The organism is Lysobacter sp. Soil_N_51, from assembly GCF_057655755.1.
In genome coordinates, this window is sequence record NZ_JBDGLR010000009.1 from 123,091 (window position 1) to 147,651 (window position 24,561).

Consider the following 24,561-nt stretch of genomic DNA (forward strand, 5'->3'; position numbering starts at 1 on the left):
AGCGGGAGAAGGGACAAGCGAAGCGCCTCTCCCGTGCACGGGAGAGGGATTGGGGTGAGGGCCGCCCTCCATCCAAAGTCGAACCCCCACCCAAACCCGAGCCAATCGCCGAGGCCGTACACTTCACGCCACTCGTCCTCGCGAATCCGCGCCCTTGATCCCAGGCTGGATCCTGCTGCTGGTATCGGCCGGTTACGTCGGCCTGCTGTTCGCGGTCGCCTACTACGGCGACCAGCGCGAACGCACGCCGCGCGCGCGCTGGCTGCGCACCGCGGTCTATTCGTTGGCGCTGGCGGTGTATTGCTCCTCGTGGACCTTCTACGGCGCGGTCGGCACCGCCGCGCGCACCGGGCTGGGGTTCCTGCCGATCTACCTCGGCCCGCTGCTGATGCTGGCGTTCGGCTGGCGCATTCTCGAACGCCTGGTGCTGATCTCCGGCGAACAGCGCATCGTCTCGATCGCCGACTTCCTGTCCTCGCGCTACGGCCGCGCGCCGGGCCTGGCCGCCTTGGTCGCCACCGTCGCGCTGACCGCCGCGGTGCCCTACGTCGCGCTGCAGTTCAAGGCCGTGGCGATGAGCGTGGAAGTGCTGGCCGGGGTGCCGTCCGACAGCGGCCTGCTCGCCGATCCGGCGTTCTACGTGGCGATGATGCTGGCGGTGTTCGCGATCCTGTTCGGCACCCGCCAGGTCGATGCAACCGAACACCACCACGGCATGGTCCTCGCGGTCGCGCTGGAGTCGCTGGTCAAACTGGTCGCGTTCGTCGCCATCGGCGTGTTCGCGCTGATCCACCTGCCCGGCCTGGGCAGCTACCCCGAACGCGTCGAACAAGCTGCGCGCGTGGTGATGCAACCGGGCCTGCCGGCCGGCTTCATTACCCAGACCCTGCTCGCGTTCACCGCGATCGTGTGCCTGCCGCGTCAGTTCCACGTCGCCGTGGTCGAATGCCAGGACCCCAACGACCTGCGGTCGGCGCGCTGGTTGTTCGGCGGCTATCTGATTCTGATCAGCCTGCTGGTGGTGCCGATCACGTTGACCGGCCAGGCCGTGCTCGGCGGCAGCGGCGTATCGCCCGACACCTACGTGCTGGCGCTGCCGTTGCAGTTCGATCAGCGCGCGCTGGCGCTGATGGTCTATATCGGCGGATTCTCGGCCGCGACCGGCATGGTCATCGTGTCGTCGGTGGCGTTGTCGACCATGGTCAGCAACGATCTGGTCATGCCGCTGCTGCTGCGCACCGGCGCGCTGCACGAAGGCGCGCCGCATCAAAGCCCCGGCATCGATCGGCAAGTGCTGTGGGTGCGCCGCGTCACCATCGTGCTGCTCGCGTTGATGGCCTACACCTATCACCGCGGTTCGCTCGGCGCGAACGGGCTGGCCCAGCACGGCCTGCTCGCCTTCGCCGCGGTCGCGCAGTTCGCGCCGGCGCTGATCGGCGGCCTGTACTGGCGTGGCGCGAGCCGCGCGGGCGCGTTCACCGGCCTGTTCGCCGGCACCGTGGTGTGGGCCTACACCCTGCTGCTGCCGGCGCTCGCGCGCGGCGGCTGGATCGGCGACGACTGGGTCGCGACCGGTCCGCTCGCGATCGCGTGGCTACGGCCCGAGCAGTTGTTCGGGCTGGTCGGCTGGGATGCGCTGACCCACGGCACGTTCTGGTCGCTGTTGGTGAACATCGGCGCGTTCCTGTTCGTCTCGGTGCGGCAACGCCCGCGCCTGCAGGACCAGTTGCTGGCCGCGCCGTTCCTCGATCCCTACGTGCGCCGTCCCGCGCTCGGCCCGGGCGGCTGGGCCGGCAGCGTGCGCGGCGGCGAACTGCTGGCGCTGGCCGAACGCATCGTCGGCGAGCGTCACGCGCGCCGCGCGTTCGAGGATTACGCGCACCAGCAAGGCCGCGAATGGCAGCCCGAACAGCCGGCCGACCGCGCCCTGGCGCAATTCACCGAACGCCTGCTCGCCGCGGCGATCGGCGCGGCGTCCGCGCGCCTGACCCTGACCAGCGCGCTGCGCGGTTCGGGCATGGAACTGGGCGAAGTGGTCGCGCTGCTCGACGAAGCCAACCAGGAGCTGCGCTTCAATCGCCAGGTGTTGTCGACCACGCTGGAAAACATCAGCCAGGGCGTCAGCGTGGTCGATCCGGCGATGCGGCTGGTCGCGTGGAATCGCCGTTATCAGGAATTGTTCGATTATCCCGACGGCATGCTCTACGTCGGCCGCCCAGTCAGCGATCTGATCCGCTGGAACGCCGAGCGCGGCGAGATGGGCCCCGGCCCGCACGACGATTACAGCCTCGACGAAACCCGCATCGACGAAATCGTGCGCCGCCGCCTCGCCCATCTGCGCGCGGGCGCGCCGCACGTGTTCGAGCGCGTGCGCGCCAACGGCCAGGTGATCGAGATGGTCGGCCGGCCGCTGATCGGCGGCGGCTACGTGACCAGTTACAGCGACGTCACCGATTACAAACGCGCCGAACAGGCGCTGCGCGAAGCCAACGAAAACCTGGAACAACGGGTCGAACAGCGCACCCAGGAAGCCGAATCGGCGCAGCAGTCCAAGACCCGCTTTCTCGCCGCGGTCAGCCACGACGTGCTGCAACCGCTCAACGCCGCGCGCCTGTTCACCACCGCGCTGCGCGAAAGCGACGATGTGCACGAACAACGTCGTCTGGCCGAACGCGTCGACGCCTCGTTGCGCGCGGCCGAGGACTTGCTCGACGGCCTGCTCGACATCTCGCGCCTGGACGCCGGCGCGCTGCGGCCGGAACTCGACGACCTCGACGCGGGCGAATTGCTGCGCGAACTCGCCGCGCAGTACGCGCCCAGCGCCGCCGGCCGCGGCCTGTACCTGCGCGTGCGGGTGCCGTCGATGCCGCTGTCGATCCGCAGCGACCGTCGTCTGCTGCGCCGCGCCTTGCAGAACTTCCTCGCCAACGCGCTGCGCTACACCCGCGAGGGCGGCGTGCTGATGGCGGCGCGCGCGCGTCCGCATTCGCGCCAGATCGAATTGCAGGTGTGGGACACCGGCCCGGGCATTCCCGAGCATCATCTGGAGCAGATCTTCGACGAGTTCCGCCGCTTCGATCAACCCGGCAGCGGCGGCGAACGCGGCCTCGGCCTGGGCCTGTCGATCTGCCAGCGCATCTCGCGCACGCTCGATCATCCGCTGCGGGTGCGTTCGCAGATCGGCCGCGGCAGCGTGTTCTCGATCGCGGTGCCGCTCGGCGAAGCGCTGCGCGAGCTGCCGCCGCCGGACACCGCATCGCCGACGCTCGGCGATTCGTTGGCCGGGCTGCGCGTGCTGTGCATCGACAACGATCGCGAAATCCTCGACGGCATGCGCGCCCTGCTCGACCGCTGGGGCGCGACCGCGCTGCTGGCGGCGACCGTCGACGATGCGCTGGCGTTGCTCGATCAACGCCCCGACGTCGCCCTGGTCGACTACCACCTGCACGACCGTCTCGACGGCCTGGCGACCATCGACGTGCTGCGCGAACGCATCGGCAGCGCATTGCCGGCCGCGCTGTTGACCGGCGACGGCAGCGACGCGCTCAAGCATGCCGCGCGCGAACACGGTTGCCGGGTGCTGACCAAGCCGATCAAACCGGCCTCGCTGCGGGCGTTTCTGGCGGCGCAGCGATCGAGCCCGCGCGCCTGAAACCGGCGCTCATGCGAGTGCATCGTCGGCCGACGGCGATCGGCCATGGCGCGAAGTGCTCGGCATGCCCGCGAATGCGAGCCGCGAAATTATGGATGCCGCGCGCCAGGGCGGGCGCGTCGAACACTTGCCCGAACGCATCGCCCACTTGAGCGCGCAAGCGCGCAGGCGCGGTAACCGCATGCAGATTGACCGCGCGCAGGCGCAGGCGATGCGGCCGTTCGACTAGCAGGATTGCGTGGCGCTCTTGCGCGGCATCGCGTGCGGTCCGCGGCGCGAGGCGGCGACGGTCCGACCGAACGGCTTCGCAGGTCGCGTTCTTCGATCGCTTGGGTCAGTCGCCTTGACCGATTGGCTTGGTCAGTCGGCTTCTTCCGGCGGCGGCACGATCGCGCCCGGATCGAGCGCGAGCCGGCCGGCGATCAACACCGCCTGGGTGCGGTTATTGGCGCCGAGCTTGCGCAGGATCGCGGTGACGTGAGCCTTGACCGTCGCCTCAGACACACCCAGTTCGTAGCCGATCTGCTTGTTCAACAGGCCCGAGCCGAGCATCTGCAGCACCCGGAACTGCTGCGGGGTGAGGTCGCGCAAGCGCTGCGCGGCGTCGTGTTCCTCGGCATTGGCGGCTGGCGCGGCGAACGCGGCGGCGGGCGCCCAGCGATCGCCGTCGAGCACCGTGGTCAGGGCCTCGCCCAGGGTCACCGCATCGGCGGATTTGGGGATGAAACCGACCGCGCCGTGATCGAGAGCGCGGCGCATCGTCGCCGGCTCCTCGCGCGCCGACACCACCACGATCGGCAGCTGCGGATGCAGCGCGCGCAGGTGCACCAGCGCGCTGAAGCCTTGCGCGCCGGGCATGTTGAGATCGAGCAGCAGCAGGTCGGCGTCGGATTCGGCCTCGACCAGGGCGTACAGCGCATCGACGCTGTCGGCTTCGCGCAGGGCCGCGTCCGGCAGCACCCGCGCGACCGCGCCGCGCAGGGCTTCGCGGAACAGCGGGTGGTCGTCGGCGATCAGCAGGGTCGGCATGGGGGACCTCGGGTACTGCGTTGCGGCGGGTGTTGCGGCGGCGGACGCCATGCGTGGGCCGGACTTGCTGTCAGGGGAATCTTACGACCAGCAGGGGTGTGGCCCGCTATTGGACGATGGGTGAAGGTGGGTGAAATGTGCGCATGCTGCCGTATGAACGCCGTCTCAGAAATCCTTCGCGCAGGTTGCGCTGTGGAACCAGTCAGGCCGAACAGCGGCTTTGGTATCGGTTGCGTGGCCGCCAGGTGTACGGGTTGCGGTTCTATCGGCAGAAGCCCTTGCTGGGGTATATCGCCGATTTTTATGCGCCGGCCGCGCGGCTGGTGGTCGAGGTGGACGGTTCGCAGCATCTCAGCGAAGAAGGGCTTGCTGCGGATGTGGCGCGGACCTTTGCGTTGAATTCGCTCGGGTTGTTGGTGCTGCGCTTTGACAATCTGCAGGTGCTGAATGAGACGGCCGCGGTGATGGAGGAAATTTTTCGGGTGGTTTCGCTGCGAGTGCGAAGCTGAAAGCGAATCCCCCCTCCCCCCCTTTTCCAAAGGGGGGAAAAGCAACGGCAACAGCAACAGCAATGGCAGCAGGGATGCAGTCGATGGCCTGTGTTGCGGATCAGGCTGCTGCGGGCCTTAGGCTAAGTGTCAGCTCACACGGCACCACCTACCGGGTTCCCCCCTTTGGAAAAGGGGGGCCAGGGGGGATTCGCTTTTCCTACCCGCTCCGATGCAGCATCACTTGCTGATTCGCTTTTCCTACCAGCCTCGACGCGGCCTCACTTCCCAAGCCGCTCATTAACCAGACTATCCACCACCGACGGATCCGCCAACGTACTCGTATCGCCCAGCTGATCCGGCGCGTTCTCGGCGATCTTGCGCAGGATGCGGCGCATGATCTTGCCCGAGCGGGTCTTCGGCAGGCCCGGCGCCCATTGCAGGTGGTCGGGCGTGGCGATCGGGCCGATTTCCTTGCGCACCCAGGCCACCAGTTCCTTGCGCAGCTCCTCGCCCGGCGCTTCGCCGGCGATCAGGGTCACGTAGGCGTAGATGCCCTGGCCCTTGAGGTCGTGCGGGAACCCGACCACCGCCGCTTCGGCCACCTTCGGATGCGAGACCAGCGCGCTCTCGACCTCGGCGGTGCCGATGCGATGGCCGCTGACGTTGATCACGTCGTCGACGCGGCCGGTGATCCAGTAATACCCATCCGCGTCGCGGCGGCAGCCGTCGCCGGTGAAGTAGGTGCCCGGGTAGGTGCGGAAATACGTTTCGATGAAACGCGGATGATCGCCATAGACCGTGCGCATCTGCCCCGGCCAGGAATCCTTGAGCACCAGATTGCCTTCGGCCTCACCTTCCAGTTCCCCGCCGTTGGCGTCGACCAAGGCCGGCTGCACGCCGAAGAACGGCTGGGTCGCCGAACCGGGCTTGAGGTCGATCGCGCCCGCGAGCGGGCTGATCAGGATGCCGCCGGTCTCGGTCTGCCACCAGGTGTCGACGATCGGGCAACGCGAATCGCCGACCACCTCGTAATACCAGCGCCAGGCTTCGGGATTGATCGGCTCGCCGACCGTGCCGAGCAGGCGCAGCGAGGAACGCGAGGTCTTCTTGACCGGTTCGTCGCCGTCGCGCATCAGCGCGCGGATCGCGGTCGGCGCGGTGTAGAAGATCGTGACCTGATGCTTGTCGATCACGTTCCAGAACCGCGATACGTCCGGATAGTTCGGCACGCCTTCGAACACCAGCGCGGTCGCGCCGTTGGCCAGCGGGCCGTAGACGATGTAGCTGTGGCCGGTGACCCAGCCGACGTCGGCGGTGCACCAGTAAACATCGTCCTCGCGCAGGTCGAACACCGCTTCGTGGGTGAACGCGGCATAGGTCAGATAACCGCCGGTGGTGTGCAGCACGCCCTTGGGCTTGCCGGTGCTGCCGGAGGTGTAGAGGATGAACAACGGGTCTTCCGCGTTCATGCGCTCGGGTTCGCAGGTGTCGGGCTGGCCTTCGATCACCGCGTCGTACCAGCGGTCGCGCGGCATCTGCATGTCGACCGCGGCGCCGGTGTGGCGCACCACCAACACGGTTTCGACCGAGTTGGTGCCCGGCAGTTTCAACGCCGCATCGACGTTGGCCTTGAGCGGAATCTTCTTGCCGCCGCGCAGACCTTCATCGGCGGTGATGACGAGTTTGCTGGTGCAGTCGGCGATGCGGTCGGCGATCGAATTCGGCGCGAACCCGCCGAACACCACCGAGTGGATCGCGCCGACCCGCGCGCAGGCCAGCATCGCCACCACCGCTTCGGGAATCATCGGCAGGTAGATGGTGATGCGATCGCCCTTCTTGACCCCGAGGTTGCGCAGCGCATTCGCCAGACGGCACACGCGCGCATGCAGCTCGCGGTAGGTGATGGGCTCGGCCGGCAGGTTCGGATCGTCGTGCTCGAACAACAGCGCGGTCTTGTCGCCGCGCGTGGCCAGGTGCCGGTCCAGGCAATTGACGCTGGCGTTGAGCTCGCCGTCCTCGTACCACTTGATGCGGAAATCACGCAGATCGTAGCTGACGTTCTTGATCTTGGTCGGCGCCTTGAACCACTCCAGCCGCTGCGCGACGCGGCCCCAGAACGCTTCGGGATCGCTGATCGACTCGGCGTACAGGCGTTGGTAATCCTCGCGCCGATAACGCGACTGGGCGGCGAAGTCCTCGTCGACGGGATAGACGCTGGCGGGGTGACTCATTGCGGGCTCCTGCGGAAGGCCGGGAATCGGGAATCGGGAATCGGGAATCGGGAATCGGGAATCGGGAATCGAAAAAGCTTAGACCACGATGATGCCGTGCCGATGCTCGATCTGCGAACTGTAGGTGTTGGCCATCCAGTGTGCCGCAATGCACAACGCATCGCAGAAGCATCGCTTTAGACCTTGGTCTAAAAGGCCGGGAATGGGGAATCGGGAATCGGAGCAGGCAGAACCGCTTTACCGATTCCCGACTCCCGATTCCCCATTCCCGCCCCCTAGACCTTGGTCGTAAACCACGCATACAGGTGCGCTTTTTACGACCAATGGCGAATGGTGACCCACTCGGGGCGCGCGCAGGCTGGCCGCGGCCGCACCGTTCGGGCGGCATTCTTCGGGAGGGGAATCATGACTGTCACTCGCGTGATGACACGCAACGCCGCGCCGCGCGCAACGATCCGACGGCGGCCGCTGGCCGCGGCCTTGCTGGTCGCACTGGCCCTGCCCGGGCTGGCCTTCGCCCAGACCGCGAAGGAAAAAGAACTCGAAGCGCGCGTCGCCGATCTGGAACGCATGGTCCAGCAACTGGTGTCGCAACAGCAGCAGGTCCAGACCCAGGTCACCGAGGTCAAGGCCGCGCAGGCCAGCGCGCCGGTCGCCGCGGTCGCCACGCCGGGCAAGCCGGGCCTGCAGACCGCGCCGATCAACCCGGGCGCGAATCCCGGCACGCGTTTCAGCTACGGCGGCTTCATCAAGCTCGACGCCTCGGTCACCTCGACCAACGACGGCGACATCGCCGACGGTTCGGTCGGTCGCTTGTTCTACGTGCCCAAGGCGATTCCGGTCGGCGGCGGCGGCAATCGCGAGGGCAGCGCCGACACCGACATGGGCGCGAACTTCTCGCGCTTCTGGTTCGCCACCGACACCGATCTGGACAGCGGCGACAAGCTCAAGGGCTATCTCGAATTCGATCTGTTCGGCGGCGGCACCACCGCGTTCACCGGCAACGAGATCGCCACCAACACCTATGCACTGACCTTGCGCCAAGCGTACGTGAGCTGGAACAAGTGGCTGGCCGGCCAGACCTGGTCGAACTTCCAGGACACCGCGGCGCTGCCGGACACGGTCGACTTCCTCGGCCCCACCGAGGGCACGGTGTTCGTGCGTCAGGCGCAGTTGCGCTACACCAGCGGCCCGTGGTCGTTCTCGATCGAAAACCCGGAGACGGTGTACACGCCGTTCCGCGGCAACATGGCCCAGGTCGCCGGCGACGATGGCGCGGTCCCCGACGTCACCGCGCGCTACACAGCCAAGGGCGACTGGGGTCATTTCAGCGTCGGCGCCCTGGCGCGTCAGCTCAAGTACCAGACCGGCCGGATCAACGACAGCAACACCGGTTACGGCGTCAGCGTTTCGGGCAAGTGGAATCTCGGCGCCAAGGACGACCTGCGGTACATGGTCACCGCCGGCAGCGGCATCGGCCGTTACATCGGCCTGGCGCTCAACAACGACGCGGTGCTCGACGCGAACGGCGATCTGGAAAACATCGACGTGATCTCCGGCTTCGTCGGCTGGCGCCACGTGTTCACCCCGAAGCTGCGCGGCAACCTGTTCTATTCGCGCGCGCAGTACGATCAGGACACGGCGTTGACCGGAACCGGCATCACCCACTCGGCGCAGTCGGCGCACATCAACCTGATTTACACCCCGATTCCGAAGCTCGACGTGGGCGCGGAGTACATCTGGGGCCAACGCGAGATCGAAACCGGCGACAAGGGCGAGATCAATCGTTTGCAGACGCATGTGAAGTACAGCTTCTGATGATGCGTTCCGATCGCGGCGCTCTCTCCTGCCGTCATTCCCGCGAACGCGGGAATCCAGCGACTTTCGTGCCGCTGCGATTAAAGACACTGGATTCCCGCGTTCGCGGGAATGACGTTGGGAGAGATTCGCGCGCTGCGATCAAACACCGTTTCTGACACAGAAAACCCCGGCGGGCCCCCAAGCCCGCTCCTTCCCACTGTTCGGGGGAACAGACATGTCCAGCACCGCCGCAAACGCGCCGCCGTCCACCGCGCCGCTGACCAAAGGTCATAAGAAAGTCATTTTCGCTTCAAGCCTCGGCACCGTATTCGAGTGGTACGACTTCTATCTGTACGGTTCGCTCGCGGTCATCATCGGCAAGCAGTTCTTCGGCGGCCTCAACGAGACCAGCCAGTTCATCTTCGCCCTGCTCGCGTTCGCCGCCGGCTTCGCGGTGCGTCCGTTCGGCGCGCTGGTGTTCGGCCGGCTCGGCGACATGATCGGACGCAAATACACCTTCCTGGTCACCATCGTCTTGATGGGCATTTCGACCTTCCTGGTCGGCATCCTGCCCAGTTACGCCACCATGGGCATCGCCGCGCCGGTGATCCTGATCGTGTTGCGATTGCTGCAGGGCCTCGCGCTCGGCGGCGAGTACGGCGGCGCGGCGACCTACGTCGCCGAGCACGCGCCCAACGGCAAGCGCGGTCTGTATACGAGCTTCATCCAGACCACCGCGACCATCGGCCTGTTCCTGTCGCTGCTGGTGATCTGGGCCTGCCGCAACTGGCTGGGCAAGGACGACTTCGAAGCCTGGGGCTGGCGCATCCCGTTCTGGTTCTCGGTGATCCTGCTCGGCGTGTCGGTGTGGATCCGCATGCAGTTGGCCGAATCGCCGCTGTTCCAGCAGATGAAGGCCGAGGGCAAGACCTCCAAGGCGCCGATCACCGAGAGCTTCTTCTCCAGGAACGGCAAGATCGCGTTGCTCGCCCTGCTCGGCGCGACCGCGGGCCAGGCGGTGGTGTGGTACGGCGGCCAGTTCTACTCGCTGTTCTTCCTGACCAAGACCCTCGGCATGGACCCGAACCAGGCCGACATCCTGATCGCCATCGCGCTCGCGCTGGCCACCGGCGGCTTCATCCTGTTCGGCTGGCTGTCGGACAAGATCGGGCGCAAGAAGATCGTGCTGGCCGGCTGCCTGATCGCGGTGTTCACCTACTTCCCGGTGTTCAAGGCGCTCACCCACAACGTCAATCCGGCGCTGGAAGCCGCGGTCGCCGCTTCGCCGGTCACCGTCACCGCCGATCCGGAACGTTGCGCGTTCCAGTTCGATCCGGTCGGCAAGGCCGCGTTCAAGCAGTCGTGCGACGTGATCAAGTCGGCGTTGGCCAAGAAGGGCATTCCCTACATCAACGCGGCCGGCCCGGCCGGCAGTCTGGCGACGGTGAGCATCGGCGGCGCGAGCTTGAACAGCTTCGAGGGCGAAGCGCTCGACAGCGCGGCGTTCAAGGCGCAGTCCGAGGCGTTCGGCAAGGAACTCAGCGCGGCATTGACCACCGCCGGCTATCCGGCCAAGGCCGACCCGGCGCAGATCAACAAGCCGATGGTGATCGCGCTGCTGACCTTCCTGGTGCTGTTGGTGACCATGGTCTACGGCCCGATCGCGGCATGGCTGGTCGAACTGTTCCCGACCCGCATCCGCTACACCTCGATGTCGCTGCCGTACCACATCGGCAACGGCTGGTTCGGCGGCTTCCTGCCGTTCACCGCCTTCGCCATCGTCGCCGCCACCGGCGATATCTACAGCGGTCTGTGGTATCCGATCATCGTCGCGTCGATGACCGTGGTGATCGGCGCGCTGTTCCTGCCGGAAACCAAGGATCGCGATATCACTTTGTGATCGCCTGAAACTTGCGGTACACACGAAGCGACAACGCCGGCGAAAGCCGGCGTTGTTGTTTGCGTATCGCAACGATGACGGGCGTCGTGCCAGATGCCATCGCAACTGCGACGCCGGTCGCACACGAATTGCCTGCCGGCCGGCCAGGCGCGGGACCTGAACGCCGCGCATCGACGCCGGCCCTGGCAAGCCCTAGCATCGGGCCATGTCCTCCCTGCCGACCCTGCTGGACGAGGTGCGCGCCTGCACCCGTTGCGAAGCGCACCTGCCGCACGGGCCGCGGCCGGTGGTGCAGGTGGGCGCGAGTGCGCGGATCCTGATCGCCGGGCAGGCGCCGGGACGCAAGGTCCACGAGAGCGGCATCCCGTTCGACGATGCCAGCGGCGAGCGGCTGCGCGCGTGGCTGGGGCTGTCGCGCGAGCTGTTCTACGACGCCGAGCGGGTCGCGATCCTGCCGATGGGGTTCTGCTTTCCCGGCACCGGCCGCGCCGGCGATCTGCCGCCGCGACCGGAATGCGCGCCGACCTGGCGCGCGCGGCTGATGTCGCGCTTGAATCATCTGCAACTGACCCTGGTCGTGGGCCAGTACGCGCAGGCCTATCACCTGCCCGACGCCGGCGCGTCATTGACCCAGGCCGTGCTGGCATGGCGCGACACTTGGCCCACCGTGGTCGCGCTGCCGCATCCGAGCCCGCGTAACAATCTGTGGCTCAAGCGCAATGCCTGGTTCGAACGCGAACTGGTGCCGCTGCTGCGCGAGCGGGTCGCGCAGGTGCTTGCCGATTGATCAAGCCAATGACGCCGAATCGATTGGCGCGCAACTGAGTCAGACGAAGCCGGGGCTCGCGTGAGCGCCTGGATCGCTCCGATCGCCGTCGCATCATTCAAGCTCGTCGTTCGCGCTCGGGTCATGCCGTCGCGATCACTGATAAACGAACTTCGGCATTTCCCACTCGTAACGGATCGCCAGCAGGTGCAGCGCGAAACCGCCGCCGAGGCATAGCAACACACTTACGTTTTCGGCCACGCCGAGGCGCAACAGCAGCAGATAGACCACGCCGGTCAACAGCGAGATCACCGCGTACAACTCGCGCTGGAACACCAGTGGAATCTCGTTGCACAGCACGTCGCGCAACACGCCGCCGAACGCACCGGTCAGCATGCCGGCGATCACCACGATCGCGGGCTGATGGCCGGCTTCGCGCGCCACCGCGCAGCCGATCAGGGTGAATGCGATCAGGCCCAGCGCGTCCAGCCACAGGAAAGTGCGGCGCAGGTAATGCAGTTTCTTGGCCAGGAACGTAGCCGCGATCGCCGCGCCGATGGTGTAGCCCAGGTACTCGGGATGGCGCACCCAGCCCAGCGGGTAGTGGCCGAGCACGATGTCGCGCAGCGAGCCGCCGCCGAGCGCGGTGACGCAGGCGATGATGACCACGCCGAACAGGTCCATGCGCCGCCGCCCGGCGGACAGCGCGCCGGTCATGGCTTCGGCGCTGATGGCGATGAGGTAGATGATCTGCAGCAACATGGCGGTGCTCCGTAGGACGATGCGGGAGAACCGTAGCCATGCGACGCAAACACCACGCGTGATGCGATGCCCCGCATGCGACCACCGACCGTGGCGGCGCGCGCGAAGCGACGCTGCGCGGCGGCGGGCCGCGCAGCGCGCATGCACTCATGAGTTTGCGCGGCATCGTCGAACGACGAAGGCCACGGCGCCGCTCCCGCTGTCCTTTTACCTGAGAGTTTGGGCGGCCCGGCGCGTTCGCGTCGGCCCGCTTGCCCCTTCGGTGGGCCGCGTGGCGGCCTCTCTCCAGATCGGCGATGGTGTCCGCAGTGTTTCGGCCGAACGGCCGAGCCTGAGCGATTATGGGAGCCTGCGCCTTCGGCGGGCATCGGCCGCGGGGCCGGCGCCACTCTTCTGCGAACGGGGCGGATGGTAGCAGGTGCCGGTGCGAACGATGGTTGCGCGGACTGTGGCCTGATCGCCGCGGTGAACCTCCGGCCATGCCCCTATTGTAGTTGCGCTGCACAGTGGCTGAGTAACCGCAACTGCCCCAGTTCATGCTGTTGCTGTTCCCCCCTTTGCAAAAGGGGGGAGAGGGGATTCGCTTTGGCTTTGGCTTTGGCTTTGGACGTTGCCGCTGCCGTTGCTTTGATTGATAAAGCCAAAAAGCAAAAGCGAATCCCCCTGCCCCCTTTTGCAAAGGGGGGAACAGCAAAAGCGGAATCGCAATCCCGCCCCCCCTTGCAGGAGCGGCTTCGATCAACGCGGCGACGCGGGATCGGTCAGGGCCTCGACCATCGACTGCTCCAACGACCGCACCGGATCTGCGCGGATCGCGTCGAGCTCATCGCTCGGCCATTCGCGCTGCAATCGGCCGTCCACCAACAGCACCGCGCGATTGATGAAACGCTCGGCCACATCCAGCGAATGAGTCGCCAGCAACACCGCGGTGCCGCGTTCGGCCGCGAGCCGTTGCAGGTGATGCTTGAGCGCATACGCGCTCAGCGGATCGAGCCCATTGAGCGGTTCATCGCGGCACGTCGTGTTCGTCGTAGCGATGCTGCAAGTTGTCGAGTTCGAGAACGAAGCTCATCGCGGCGACGCCGGGCGATGGACGCGACGCAGGCCGGACAGCGCCGGCAGCGACAACACCAGCACGATCGCCAGCAACACCGGCGCGGCGCGCCAGCTCAGCGACAGCAGCGCGGCGCCGAGCAGCATCAGCGCGGCCGCGCAGACGAAGGCGAACGCGGGATAGCGCCAGACCGCGCGAGCGAAGGCACGCGGCGCACGCAGCGTGCTGGCGAGCAAGCGGTCGGCGGCGACCGCGGTCGAACTCGGCAACGCCGCCAGAACCGCGCCGACCATCCACGCGTGCCCGCCGCGGCGCCAGCGCAGCAGCGCGTCGCGTCGTTGCCAGTCGCTCAGATGCGGCAGGCGCGCGTCGTCGAGCCAGCGCAAGCCGAACAACGGCTGGCGCGCGCCTTCGCGCAGGCGATGACGCGGATGACGGCGATGGCGCAAGGCCGAGATCAAGCCGAACGACGCGCCGATGCCGATCCCGTCGGCGGCGACCCAGCATGCGCTGCGCACCTGCGCGGCCTCGCCGCCGAACGCGATCAGCACCGCGGCGGCGATCAGCATCGCCAGCAAGGTCGAGGCGAACGCGAGCGCGATCAGGGTGCGGGTCGTGGCGGCCGGAGCGATCGGCGCGGCCGCCCACCAACCGTGGCGCAGCCGCGCGTCCAGCGCGATCGAGCGGCCGCGCGCGATCGCATAGGCCACGGCGAGCGCGAGCAGCGCGAACGGCAACGGCAGCTGCGCGACCAGGCGCGGCACCGCGGCCGGCAGCATCGCCACTTCGCTGGAGGACAAACGCAAGCTGCGCGGCAGCAGGATCGACAACGCCCACAACGCGATCGCGCCGCGGTTGCGCCGCCAGCCGCCACCCGCGCGCGCCAGCGATGCGGGCCTCGCTGAGCCATGGGTGCAGCAGAGCTGGCATGCGCGCTCCGTGAGGCGACGGAATCGGTTATCTGCCGAGGGCGCCAGTATCGTCGTTTTGCCGGGCTCGCCGCGCGGCCGGCGATGGGCGTGCGCGCGGATGCGGGAAGTTGGCCGAGCGGGCGGATGTTCGCCCTCACCCCAACCCCTCTCCCGTAAACGGGAGAGGGGCTTGTTCGCCGAAGGTGCCGCAAGGCCGTGTCGCGCACGCCGGATCAATCAAGAGCGCGGCGACATACCCTTCTCCCGCAAGCGGGAGAAGGTGGCCCGAAGGGTCGGATGAGGGCTGCCGGAAGAAGGCATTCGCGCGAGTGTTCGAGGGCCCTCACCCCAACCCCTCTCCCGTAAACGGGAGAGGGGCTTTTTCGCCGAAGGTGCCGCCAGGCCGTGTCGCGCGCGCAGGATCAATCAAGAGCGCGGCGACATGCCCTTCTCCCGCAAGCGGGAGAAGGTGGCCCGAAGGGCCGGATGAGGGCAGAGGCGAACGATCGCTCCGCGCGGCCGATCGCTCAGCGCGTCCCCGCCATGCAGCGTTGCAGCAGACTGTCGTTCAACGACACCTCGCCGGCCCAGGCTTCGATCCCGGCCCAGGCCCGTTCGATCGCCGCGCTCACCGCGATGTCGTCGCTCAGGTCGCCCCGATCGATCCGCTTGAACAAGGCCGCCGCGCCGTCCGGGCCGGGCAGGTCGGCGGCTTCGTCGAACATCGTCCCGGCCGACACGAACACATGCCGCTCGGCCAGGCCGATCAGGCACGCCAAGTGCTGGGCGAATTCGGCGGCCAGCAGGGTCAGCGGCTTGCGCGCGAAACGATTGCGCAGCTTGCCGATCAATTCGTACAGCTCGCCGACCACGAGTTCGGACAGCGCGCGATTGACCGCCTCGTCCTCGGGATGCGCGGCGAGCGCGCGCAGGGTTTCGACCAGGGTGCCGTGATCGGGCGCGATCCACAGCGCGCGCGCATGCACGAACTGGCCGTGGCTGAGCGCCCAGTCTTCTTCGACGCTGCGTGCGCAGTCCTCGACCGCGGTGCGCGAATACAGATTGACCTCGGCCTTGCCGCGGCCGTGCACCCATTCCAGCGACTGGTCGAAATCGATGCCGAATGCACCGTCGTCGAGCACCGCCCACAGTTCTACGTCCGAGTACGGGCCGTCGTCGTCGCGGGCGGTCGATCCGTACAGCGCGACCGCGAGCAGGCGCTCGCCGTGCTGCTCGCGCAGTTGCTCGACGATCGCATCGACCAGTTCGCGGCGTTGTTCGCAGGTGACCGATTGGGGGCCGGCGAACAAGGTGTCGAGTTCGCCGCGGGGCAAGGCGTATTCCATCAAGACTAGGTACCACGCGATGCACGAACGCGGCAATTGCGCGGTCCGTGCATTGCGACCGGGTGCGGAGAAACAGGCCGATACGCTCGATTCGCGCGCATCGCCGTCGCCACGCGCGGCGGATGCGAGGCGAGTGCGGCTACTGCGGCGGGGAAGCGAGTTCGCGCGCGTCGAGCCAGCCGTCGCGATTGCGATCCTGCTTGCCGAACCGTTCGGCCAGGGTCATGCGATGTTGCTCGCGGGTCAGCGCGAGGTGACCGCGCCTGCCGGGTGGTTGCTCCTGCACGTCGAGCACGCCGTCGTGATTGGCGTCCATCGCATCGAAGGCGTAGCTCAGCCAGTCCTGGTATTCGATCAGCGAAATCTTGCCGTCGCCGTCGGCGTCCATGCGCGAGAGGTAGTCGCCGGTGGACGTAACCGGGCCCGCAGCTTGGGCCGCGACCGTGGCGGGCAACAGGCACACAACGAAGGCGAGCGAGCGATACGGCATGAACGCGGGACCGTGGAAGACCTGCGGCGAAGGGTGAGGCCGTAGCGCAATGCAGGCAAGTGGGTGCGACGAGGCGCCAGGCACAACGTGGCGGACGACCAGTCGCATCCACGGCGTCGATGATCGCGTTCGAAACGCAGTCGTCGCTGCGCGCCGCGGCGACAACCCACATGCACCCAGCCCGCATGCCCGAGGCCGGTGGCCTCGGACATGCGGGGATTGCAACGAGGCGCGGCCTTACTCGGGATCGCAGCAGCCGAACTCGTAGCCGCCGAAGTCGCAGCCGGCCTTCGGCAAGCATCCTTCGGCATACGGACGGTCGGCGTGAGCGACGCCGAACCCGAGTCCCGCGGCGAACAGCGTGGCCAACAGCAACAGCTTGGTGCGCTTGGTACGAACGTTCATGGCTCTCTCCATTGAGCAGATCGATCGCGGCTGCCGTCCCTGGCCGGCCGCGTCAGGGGTGGCGAAGGATCGTCCTTGAATTATCGGCGGGCTCGCGCGCGAGCGAGGCGCGACGGACCCAGCGTGGCGATGGCGGCGTGATCGAATACGTTTCGCAGGCCGGTTGGGCGGGTCGGACATCGATGTCCTTGTGCATGCGGCACCTTCCGTGTAGCCGCGGCGGAGTGGGCGCGGCAATGGCCGATATCGACGCTACACCCGCGTCTGCCACGCCGCAATCGGCGCCGTCGCAAGTGCAAGCCGATCGTGGCGCTGGACGCGATCCGGACACGGCATTGACCGCTGCACGGCGACCAATGCCCGCGCAATAAAAAACCCGCGCATCGCTGCGCGGGTTTGCGTTTGCCGCTTGTCGCCGCGCTCAGTGACGCGCGGGCGCCAGCGCATAACCCTTGAGCCGCGCCGAGAACTGCTGCAACGCCTGAATGCCGCTGGCCTCGGCTTCCACGCACCACGCGTGCAAGCGCGCCAGGGTGGCCTGGGCGTCGTGCGAACGGTCGTCGAGCACCTGCGCCAGGCGCTGGCGGAAATCGGCCACGGTGGCCATGCGCGGACGCTCGTCGATCCAGTGCTGCAGACGCGCGCGCGCATCGCCGTCGAGCCAGCGGCCACCGTCGGCCAGGCCCTTGCGCAGGCGGCGCGGCAGCGAACGCATGCGGTCGCCGGCATGGCCGGCTTCCTCGCGCAGCGCCGGCAGGGTGACGTTGCGGTAATAGTCGGTCATGGCCTGGAAGCGGATCGCCAGCAGCGCCTTCAAGGTTTCGCCGTCGGGCATGGCGATGTTCGGACGCACGTCCAGCGATGGCGCCACGCGCAGCACCTTGGCCAGGCGCAGCACGCTCAGGCCGCGGATCACGGTCCAGCCGATGTCGAACTCCCACTTGCGCAACGCGAACTTGGCCGAGCTCGGGAAGGCGTGGTGATTGTTGTGCAGTTCTTCGCCGCCGATCCAGAAGCCCCACGGGGTCAGGTTGGTCGCGGTGTCGGTGGTCTCGAAATTGCGATAGCCCCACCAATGGCCCAGGCCGTTGACCACGCCGGCGGCCCAGAACGGAATCCACAGCATCTGCAGCGCCCAGATCGCCACGCCGGCGAAACCGAACAGGGCGAAGCTCAGCAGCAGCAACAGCACCGGACCCTTGGTCGCGTGCGGGGTGTAGAGCTTGCGTTCGATCCAGTCGTCCGGGCAGCCCTTGCCGTACTTCTCGATGTCGTCGCGCTCGGCGCGCGCTTCGCGGTACAGCTCCACGCCGCGCCACATCACCGTGTCGATGCCCTTGAACTGCGGGCTGTGCGGGTCTTCCTCGGTTTCGCACTTGGCGTGGTGCTTGCGATGGATCGCCGCCCACTCCTTGGTGATCATCGAGGTGGTCAGCCAGGTCCAGAACCGGAACACGTGCGCCAGCGCCGGATGGAAGTCGACCGAGCGGTGCGCCATCGAGCGGTGCAGGTACAAGGTCACCGACATGATCGTCAGCTGGGTCACCACCAGGAAATACACGGCCAGTTCCCAGAAGCTGGCCTGGATCAGGCCACCGGCGAGGAAATCGATCAGAAACGCGGGCATTGCGGACTCCGGGAGCGGCGAGGGTCCGGTGGCCGACGGTGCAACCGACGGGGCCGGCAACGGACAGTTTGAACCAATTAAAAGACAGTTGTGCAGGCGATCATGCCACCTCTCGCCCACCGTTCGCGCCGGTACGGCTGCAGGTCCTGCACAGGCGTTTGTGATGGGGTCGTGGATTCCAACGGGCAAGCCGGCGCGCAGCGGGCACGGCTGAGCGGTTCAGGGTGATCGGGGTGGTATGCGGCGGCTCCTAGCCATGCCCGCGGCGACGTCTCGGCGGGCCGAAATCCTTCCGCCGACGCGCTCCCTGCGTCAGTCCGTGCCGCCGCCCCCGCCGCCGGCGATCAGCACCCGCGATTTCGCGAGTTCGGCCTGGGCGAACCGCCGCAGCGCCGTCCGGTCCTGCTTGCCGAACAGCGAGCGCTTGCCGCAGTGGTCCAGCAGCAGGTTGAGGTCCTGCGCCTCGCCGAGGCGTTCGATCTGGTGCTTGTCGAACTTCGGCGCGTCGCGGCCGAGCTTGGCCGTCTTCAAGGCGCGCTGCTGCTGCGACAGGCGCCGCGCGCGCCGGCGCCAGCCGTGCCAGTCCTCGTCGTCGCCGCTGCGACGCGCGTTTTCGGCCGCGCGCGCGACCCGTGCCAGGCTGACCACCACCGCTTCGCGCCAATGCTCGGGCTGCAATCCGGCCCAGGGCAAGGCGCGCAGGCCGGCGCGCAACACCCGCAACAGCGAGCGGCGCGCGCCCAGATCCGGATCGTCGATGCGCGCCTCGCGCGCGGCCTGCGCACGCGCGGTCGCGGCGCGCCGCCGTGTGCGCGAGAGCAATGCGCGAACCTCGGCGTCGCTGTGCTGGCGCAGCAGGCGATCGAAGGTTTCGACCAGCGCATGCGCATCGCGCAGGGCCGACAGACCGTCGTTGAGCTTGCGCAGTTCGCGGTCGATCAAGGCCGCGCCCGGGCCGAGCGCCGGCCCGCCCAGGGCCAGGGTCGCGCGGGCGCGGCGCAGGTTCTTGCGCGCCAGATGAACCCCGGCGTGAATGCGGCTGCCGCGCCAGCCCAACGCATCCAGGGCCTGATCGACTTCGTGAGTGGCGTAGGCCCGCAGGCGCAGGCCGGGCGGGCGTGGCGGTGTGTCGCTGGCCGATGCCGGATCGCCGCCGGCGTCGCGGGCGGCCGCTGCGGCGCGCTGCGATCCGCGGCCTGGGTCTGGCCCGAAGTCCAGGCCCGAACGCGGCCCGGATCGCGCCCCGTTGGCAGCCTCCTCGGATTCGCTCGCCTGCGGCATCGCACGGACTCCCTCAATGGCGGCCCGCCCGCGATGGCGCGGGGCCTTGACCGGGATAGTACGCTGGGCACATGCCTGAATTACCTGAAGTCGAAACCACCCGACGCGGGCTCGCCCCCCACCTGGAAGGCCGCCGCGTGGTCACCGCGATCCTGCGCCGGCCCGACCTGCGCTGGCCGATCCCGTTGGCGATCGAGGACACCCTGCCCGGCCAGCGCATCGACGCGGTGCGCCGCCGCGCCAAGTACCTGTTGCTCGACACCGCCGCCGGCAGCGCGCTGCTGCACCTGGGCATGTCCGGCAGCCTGCGGGTGTTGCCGGCCGACACGCCGGTGCGCGCGCACGACCACGTCGACCTGCTGCTCGATTCCGATCACGTGCTGCGCTTCAACGACCCGCGCCGCTTCGGCTGCCTGCTGTGGCAAGCGCCCGGCGAGACCCACGAGTTGCTGCGCGATCTCGGCCCGGAGCCGCTGTCGGACGAGTTCGACGGCGACTATCTGTTCGAACTCAGCCGCGGGCGCAAGGCGCCGGTGAAAACTTTTTTGATGGATCAGAAAGTCGTGGTCGGCGTCGGCAATATTTATGCCGCCGAAGCGTTGTTCGCCGCTGGCGTGTCGCCGTTGCGCGCCGCCGGCAAGGTCGCGCGCGAGCGTTACCTGCAACTGGCCGAATCGATCAAGACCATCCTGGGCTACGCGATCCAGCGCGGCGGCACGACCTTGCGCGACTTCATCAGCCCCGACGGCGCGCCGGGCTATTTCGAACAGGAACTGGCCGCCTACGGACGCGGCGGCGAACCCTGCCCGCGCTGCGGACGGCCGCTCAAGCAGGCCAGCATCGGCCAGCGCACGACGGTGTGGTGCGGGCATTGCCAGCGTTGATCGCGTGGCGGCGCGGGCGCTGAATTCGCGGCGATTGGAAACCACGGGCGCGCGCGGCGGACGTTGATGCGCCCGCGTTTCGCGGGCGCGGCCATCGCCTTCGCAAACCGATGTGGCCGACGCGAGCCTCGCCCGCGTCGGCGCGTCCGCGCGCGGTTAGGCGATCTCGCCGCGCCGATCCGGCGACACCCGCCGCGTCCGCCGATGCCGCTCAACCGGCCTGTCATCCGAATGCGACCACGCGCGTTAGCGTGGCGGGGTATTTTCTGCGCCTGGGATTTTCAGGCGACACCGCTAAAATCCAGCCGGCGCAGGTGCGATTGGTGCCAAGCTTGTCGCTACCAAGGGAAGATGAACGCGCTATAGTCGCAAGGAGTCGAGGGGCATATGGCCGATAGCGCTGACATCACCATCCTGTTGGATGCCGCCCGCGAGGGCGATCGCGGCGCGCTCGATCGCGTGCTGGCGACGCTGTATCAGGAACTGCACACGATGGCGCGGCGCCAGTTGGCCGGCCAGCACGGGCAGACCTTGGACGCGACCGCGCTGGTGCACGAGGCCTACCTCAAACTGGTCGGCCGCCGCGAGGCGCAGTTCGACGATCGCGCGCATTTCTTCGCTTACGCCGCGTCGGCCATGCGCAGCGTGGTAGTCGACTACGCCCGCCAGCGGCTCGCGCAAAAGCGCGGCGGCGATCTGCACCGGGTCACCGAATTGCCCGAAGACGTCGAAGGCGGTCTGCGTCTGGACGAAGACACGCTCGGCCTCGACACCGCATTGACCAAACTCGCGCAGGTCGATCAGCGTCTGGCCCAGGTGGTCGAACTGCGTTATTTCGCCGGCCTGTCGGAACTGGAAATCGCCGCGCTGCTGCAACGCTCCGAACGCAGCATCCGCCGCGACTGGCAGAAGGCCCGCTTGTTCCTGCTGGCCTCGCTGCAGGACGAGCCCAACCGCTGACGGCCGCGGTCGCGCCGATGATTCGCGCCGCGCGCCCCGCCGTCATGCGCATCGCCATGCACGCCGCCGCCCAGTTCATCGCCGGCTTCGCCGCCACGCAAGTTTTCGCCGCGCCGCGCGCCGCGGCCTGATCGCGCATGGACGCCGAGCGCTGGCAACGTCTGTCTCCGCTGCTCGACGCCCTGCTCGAGCTGGAACCGGGCGCGCGCGCCGAACGCCTGCGCGAGCTGCGCGCCGACGATCCCGCGCTGGCCGACGAACTGAGCGAACTGATCGGCCTGGAAGAAGGCCACGAAGATTTTCTCGCCGAACCGCTGGTGCCGCCGCAGAACGTCGGCATGCGCCCCGGCGTCGAGGTCGGCACGTATCGGCTGGAAAGCCTGCTCGGCGAAGGCGGCATGGGCCAGGTCTGGCTGGCCTCGCGCGCCGACGGTCTGTACCAGCGCCGGGTCGCGTTGAAACTGCTGCGGCCGGGCCTGGCCGACACCAACTTGCGCACCCGCTTCACCCGCGAACGCCAGATTCTCGCCCGCCTCGCCCATCCGCACATCGCCCGTCTGCTCGACGCCGGCGTGACCCGCGAGGGCCTGCCGTATCTCGCCCTGGAGTACGTCGAAGGCGAGCCGATCACCGATTACTGCCGCAATCAGCGCACGCCGCTGGACAAGCGCCTGCGCATGTTCCAGCAGATCTGCGACGCGGTCAGCCACGCCCACGCCAACCTGATCGTCCACCGCGACCTCAAGCCGTCCAACATCATGGTCACCCCGGCTGGCGACGTGCGCCTGCTCGACTTCGGCATCGCCAAGCTGCTCGACAGCAGCGACGTGCCCCTGCCCGAGCAGACCCGCACCGGCGCGCGCGCGTTCACCCTGCACTACGCCGCGCCCGAACAGGTGCGCGGCGAACCGGTCACGACCATGACCGACGTGTATTCGCTCGGCGTGGTGCTGTACGAACTGCTGACCGATTCCAAACCCTATCGGCTCAAGCGCCAGACCGACGCCGAATGGGAAGAGGCGATCCTCGCCGCCGACCCACTGCGGCCTTCGCAGGCGGTGCTGCGTTACGCCGACAACGACGATGCCGATATCGATCCGGTGTCGCTGCGCCGGCTCGGCCGCCAGCTCGCCGGCGATCTCGACAACATCGTGCTCAAGACTCTGGCCAAGCGGCCCGAGCAACGTTATCCGTCGGTCGAAGCGCTGTCGCTGGATCTGCAACGGTTCGAATCCGGCCGCCCGGTGCTCGCGCGCGCGCAGAGCCTGCGCTATCGCTTCAACAAATACGTCGCGCGGCATCGCTGGGCGTTGGCGACCGCGGCGTTGGTCGCGGTGGTGCTCAGCGCCGCGCTCGGCATCGTCGCCTGGCAGGCGCGCGAAGCGGTCGGCGAAGCGGCGCGCGCGCAGGCGATGCAGGATTTCATGGTCGGCCTGTTCGAAAGCGCGCGCGGCACGCCCGAGGGCGAAGCGCTGGACCTGCGCGGCCTGCTCGATGCCTCGGTCGCGCGCGGCAATCGCGAACTCGCGCGTCAGCCGCGCGCGCGCGCCGAACTGTTCGGGGTGATCGCGCGCATGCGCACCGGCCTGGGCGACTACGGCGAAGCGCGCGCCTTGCTCGAACGCCAGGCCACGATCATGGCCTCCACCGACGACATTCCCCCCAGCCTGCGCCTGCAGTCGCTGACTCAGCGCGGCAAGGTGCTGCGCCTGCTCAACCAGCCGCGCGACTGCGCCGCGCTGATGCAGCCCGAACTGATGCTGGCGCGGCGCGAACAGGCGCAGTTGCCGCTGCAATCGAGCGAGTTCTATTCCGAACTGGGCCGCTGCCGGCGCGCCAACGGCGAACGCCAGGGCGCGCGCCAGTTGTTCGAGCGCTCGCTGGCGGTGCGCCGCGAAATGCAGGAGAACACCGACGTCGGCGAAGTCGAGAACCTGATGGACCTGGCCAGCCTGCAGGCCGACGCCGGGCAGAGCCGCGAAGCCTTGCATGGCTTCGAACAGGCGCGTCGTCGCCTGCAGCAGAGTGTCGGCGACCGCCATCCGCTGCAGGTCGAGATCGGCCGCAGTCTGGCCGCGTTGCGGCGCGAGCTGGGTCAGGTCAACGATGCCGAACGCGATGCCCGCGATGCCTTGGCCATCGCCCTGGAAGTCAACGGCGCGCAGCATCCGGCCACGCTCGCAGTGCGCCGCCAACTGGCCGGCCTGCATGTCGATCAAGGCCAATTCGCGCAGGCGCAAAGCGAGTTCGAACTGATCCGCGGCCTGCTCACGCAACGGCTCGGCGCCGGCAGCCCGCAATTGGCCGGCACCTACAGCGCGCTGGGCATCATCGCCTGGGAACGCGGCGACCTGGAGCGGGCCGTGAGCGAACTCGATCGCGCGGTCGCGGTCGCGCGCAAGCAACCGGCGGCGGATGCGCTGGCCGACTTGTTGTTCAACCAGGCGCTGGTGCTGCACGCCGCCGGCCGCGACGCGCAGGCCAAGCCCTTGCTCGAGGAAAGCCGCCGCCTGCGCGCGCAGCACTTCGGCGCCGACAGCGGCGTCGTCGGCGACACCGATCGCCTGCTCGGCGATATCGATATCGCCCTGGGCGAACGCAAGCGCGGCCTGAGTCGCTTGAGCAACGCGCTGACCCTGACCCGCAAGCATTACGGCGAACGCCATCCGCACACCCGCCACGTCGAACTCGACCTGGCCCGCGTCCAGGCCCAGGCCGGCGACGCCGCCGCGCTGGCGCAACTGGATTCGCTGTCGGGCCTGCCGACCACCGACGAGGAACTGCGCAAACTCGGCTGGCGCGCGCAGGCCTATGCCGCGCAGGCGCGCTGCGCCGGCGACGAACGCGGTCAGGCGCGGGCCAAGCTCGACGGACTGCTGCGCGCGATCAACGATGCGCGGCCCGACGGCAGCGAAGTGGGACGCGAAGTGCAGGCGATCCGCGAGGCGTGCATCGCGCAGTAATCGCCGACG

General features: G+C 68.1%; 18 protein-coding genes and 1 riboswitch. Of the genes, 8 read left to right on the forward strand and 10 right to left on the reverse strand.

What is annotated here, in order from left to right; genetic code table 11:
• Nucleotides 1-154 precede the first annotated feature (154 nt).
• The gene (locus tag AC3A4T_RS18255; protein WP_487676663.1) at nt 155-3,652 is read left to right on the forward strand and encodes a NahK/ErcS family hybrid sensor histidine kinase/response regulator; all 3,498 of its coding nucleotides are present in this window, start codon (nt 155-157) and stop codon (nt 3,650-3,652) included.
• Nucleotides 3,653-4,012: 360 nt separating this feature from the next.
• Here the strand turns inward: AC3A4T_RS18255 and AC3A4T_RS18260 are convergent, their stop codons facing one another.
• Nucleotides 4,013-4,681: a response regulator transcription factor gene (locus AC3A4T_RS18260; protein ID WP_036107931.1), complete on the reverse strand. Its 669-nt coding sequence runs from the start codon at nt 4,679-4,681 to the stop codon at nt 4,013-4,015.
• A 143-nt stretch (nt 4,682-4,824) separates the two neighbouring features.
• On the opposite strand from AC3A4T_RS18260, the gene AC3A4T_RS18265 reads away from it, so the two are divergent.
• A complete protein-coding gene (locus AC3A4T_RS18265; protein ID WP_487676664.1) occupies nt 4,825-5,190 on the forward strand; it encodes an endonuclease domain-containing protein in 366 nt (121 codons plus the stop codon).
• Nucleotides 5,191-5,450: 260 nt separating this feature from the next.
• On the opposite strand, the gene acs is transcribed toward AC3A4T_RS18265, so the two are convergent.
• A complete protein-coding gene (acs, locus tag AC3A4T_RS18270; RefSeq protein WP_487676665.1) occupies nt 5,451-7,403 on the reverse strand; it encodes an acetate--CoA ligase in 1,953 nt (650 codons plus the stop codon).
• A 423-nt stretch (nt 7,404-7,826) separates the two neighbouring features.
• Between acs and AC3A4T_RS18275 the strand changes: the two genes are divergently transcribed.
• The 3 genes from AC3A4T_RS18275 to AC3A4T_RS18285 all read left to right on the forward strand — a co-directional run bounded on the left by AC3A4T_RS18275 (nt 7,827) and on the right by AC3A4T_RS18285 (nt 11,890).
• Nucleotides 7,827-9,221, forward strand: coding sequence for a DcaP family trimeric outer membrane transporter (locus tag AC3A4T_RS18275; RefSeq protein ID WP_487676870.1), 1,395 nt, complete (start codon nt 7,827-7,829; stop codon nt 9,219-9,221).
• Between the two features lie 217 nt (nt 9,222-9,438).
• Nucleotides 9,439-11,103: an MFS transporter gene (locus AC3A4T_RS18280; RefSeq protein ID WP_487676666.1), complete on the forward strand. Its 1,665-nt coding sequence runs from the start codon at nt 9,439-9,441 to the stop codon at nt 11,101-11,103.
• 205 nt (nt 11,104-11,308) lie between these two features.
• On the forward strand, nt 11,309-11,890 hold the full coding sequence (locus tag AC3A4T_RS18285) for a uracil-DNA glycosylase family protein (protein WP_056110416.1): 582 nt from the start codon (nt 11,309-11,311) through the stop codon (nt 11,888-11,890).
• Nucleotides 11,891-12,025: 135 nt separating this feature from the next.
• On the opposite strand, the gene AC3A4T_RS18290 is transcribed toward AC3A4T_RS18285, so the two are convergent.
• From AC3A4T_RS18290 to AC3A4T_RS18325, 8 genes are all read right to left on the reverse strand, one after another.
• A complete protein-coding gene (locus AC3A4T_RS18290; RefSeq protein ID WP_487676667.1) occupies nt 12,026-12,631 on the reverse strand; it encodes a trimeric intracellular cation channel family protein in 606 nt (201 codons plus the stop codon).
• Between the two features lie 191 nt (nt 12,632-12,822).
• Nucleotides 12,823-12,930, reverse strand: a riboswitch (glycine riboswitch).
• A 439-nt stretch (nt 12,931-13,369) separates the two neighbouring features.
• Nucleotides 13,370-13,555: a hypothetical protein gene (locus AC3A4T_RS18295; RefSeq protein ID WP_487676668.1), complete on the reverse strand. Its 186-nt coding sequence runs from the start codon at nt 13,553-13,555 to the stop codon at nt 13,370-13,372.
• A gap of 144 nt (nt 13,556-13,699) precedes the next feature.
• Complete coding sequence (locus tag AC3A4T_RS18300) at nt 13,700-14,515, reverse strand: hypothetical protein (protein WP_487676669.1); 816 nt, start codon at nt 14,513-14,515, stop codon at nt 13,700-13,702.
• A gap of 608 nt (nt 14,516-15,123) precedes the next feature.
• Nucleotides 15,124-15,930, reverse strand: a complete 807-nt coding sequence (locus AC3A4T_RS18305; protein ID WP_487676670.1) for a kanamycin nucleotidyltransferase C-terminal domain-containing protein — start codon at nt 15,928-15,930, stop codon at nt 15,124-15,126.
• A 151-nt stretch (nt 15,931-16,081) separates the two neighbouring features.
• Nucleotides 16,082-16,432 (reverse strand): EF-hand domain-containing protein, encoded by a 351-nt coding sequence (locus tag AC3A4T_RS18310; protein ID WP_487676671.1) that lies wholly within the window; start codon nt 16,430-16,432, stop codon nt 16,082-16,084.
• Between the two features lie 237 nt (nt 16,433-16,669).
• The gene (locus AC3A4T_RS18315) at nt 16,670-16,837 is read right to left on the reverse strand and encodes a hypothetical protein (protein WP_487676672.1); all 168 of its coding nucleotides are present in this window, start codon (nt 16,835-16,837) and stop codon (nt 16,670-16,672) included.
• Nucleotides 16,838-17,258: 421 nt separating this feature from the next.
• The gene (locus AC3A4T_RS18320) at nt 17,259-18,464 is read right to left on the reverse strand and encodes a DesA family fatty acid desaturase (protein WP_487676673.1); all 1,206 of its coding nucleotides are present in this window, start codon (nt 18,462-18,464) and stop codon (nt 17,259-17,261) included.
• Nucleotides 18,465-18,776: 312 nt separating this feature from the next.
• Nucleotides 18,777-19,745 carry a CHAD domain-containing protein gene (locus tag AC3A4T_RS18325; RefSeq protein WP_487676674.1) on the reverse strand — a complete coding sequence of 323 codons (969 nt, stop codon included), beginning with the start codon at nt 19,743-19,745 and terminating at the stop codon, nt 18,777-18,779.
• Between the two features lie 71 nt (nt 19,746-19,816).
• Between AC3A4T_RS18325 and mutM the strand changes: the two genes are divergently transcribed.
• The 3 genes from mutM to AC3A4T_RS18340 all read left to right on the forward strand — a co-directional run bounded on the left by mutM (nt 19,817) and on the right by AC3A4T_RS18340 (nt 24,552).
• A complete protein-coding gene (gene mutM, locus AC3A4T_RS18330; RefSeq protein WP_487676675.1) occupies nt 19,817-20,629 on the forward strand; it encodes a bifunctional DNA-formamidopyrimidine glycosylase/DNA-(apurinic or apyrimidinic site) lyase in 813 nt (270 codons plus the stop codon).
• A 387-nt stretch (nt 20,630-21,016) separates the two neighbouring features.
• A complete protein-coding gene (locus AC3A4T_RS18335; protein ID WP_036107887.1) occupies nt 21,017-21,589 on the forward strand; it encodes an ECF-type sigma factor in 573 nt (190 codons plus the stop codon).
• Between the two features lie 137 nt (nt 21,590-21,726).
• Nucleotides 21,727-24,552, forward strand: a complete 2,826-nt coding sequence (locus AC3A4T_RS18340) for a serine/threonine-protein kinase (protein WP_487676676.1) — start codon at nt 21,727-21,729, stop codon at nt 24,550-24,552.
• Nucleotides 24,553-24,561: the final 9 nt, after the last annotated feature.

Bases quoted from the DNA above. Each gene is read 5' to 3' on its own strand.
- AC3A4T_RS18260 (WP_036107931.1), bottom strand. From the start codon at position 4,681: ATGCCGACCCTGCTGATCGCCGACGACCACCCGCTGTTCCGCGAAGCC.
- AC3A4T_RS18265 (WP_487676664.1), top strand. From the start codon at position 4,825: ATGCTGCCGTATGAACGCCGTCTCAGAAATCCTTCGCGCAGGTTGCGC.
- acs (WP_487676665.1), bottom strand. From the start codon at position 7,403: ATGAGTCACCCCGCCAGCGTCTATCCCGTCGACGAGGACTTCGCCGCC.
- AC3A4T_RS18275 (WP_487676870.1), top strand. From the start codon at position 7,827: ATGACACGCAACGCCGCGCCGCGCGCAACGATCCGACGGCGGCCGCTG.
- AC3A4T_RS18280 (WP_487676666.1), top strand. From the start codon at position 9,439: ATGTCCAGCACCGCCGCAAACGCGCCGCCGTCCACCGCGCCGCTGACC.
- AC3A4T_RS18285 (WP_056110416.1), top strand. From the start codon at position 11,309: ATGTCCTCCCTGCCGACCCTGCTGGACGAGGTGCGCGCCTGCACCCGT.
- AC3A4T_RS18290 (WP_487676667.1), bottom strand. From the start codon at position 12,631: ATGTTGCTGCAGATCATCTACCTCATCGCCATCAGCGCCGAAGCCATG.
- AC3A4T_RS18310 (WP_487676671.1), bottom strand. From the start codon at position 16,432: ATGCCGTATCGCTCGCTCGCCTTCGTTGTGTGCCTGTTGCCCGCCACG.
- AC3A4T_RS18315 (WP_487676672.1), bottom strand. From the start codon at position 16,837: ATGAACGTTCGTACCAAGCGCACCAAGCTGTTGCTGTTGGCCACGCTG.
- AC3A4T_RS18320 (WP_487676673.1), bottom strand. From the start codon at position 18,464: ATGCCCGCGTTTCTGATCGATTTCCTCGCCGGTGGCCTGATCCAGGCC.
- AC3A4T_RS18325 (WP_487676674.1), bottom strand. From the start codon at position 19,745: ATGCCGCAGGCGAGCGAATCCGAGGAGGCTGCCAACGGGGCGCGATCC.
- mutM (WP_487676675.1), top strand. From the start codon at position 19,817: ATGCCTGAATTACCTGAAGTCGAAACCACCCGACGCGGGCTCGCCCCC.
- AC3A4T_RS18335 (WP_036107887.1), top strand. From the start codon at position 21,017: ATGGCCGATAGCGCTGACATCACCATCCTGTTGGATGCCGCCCGCGAG.
- AC3A4T_RS18340 (WP_487676676.1), top strand. From the start codon at position 21,727: ATGGACGCCGAGCGCTGGCAACGTCTGTCTCCGCTGCTCGACGCCCTG.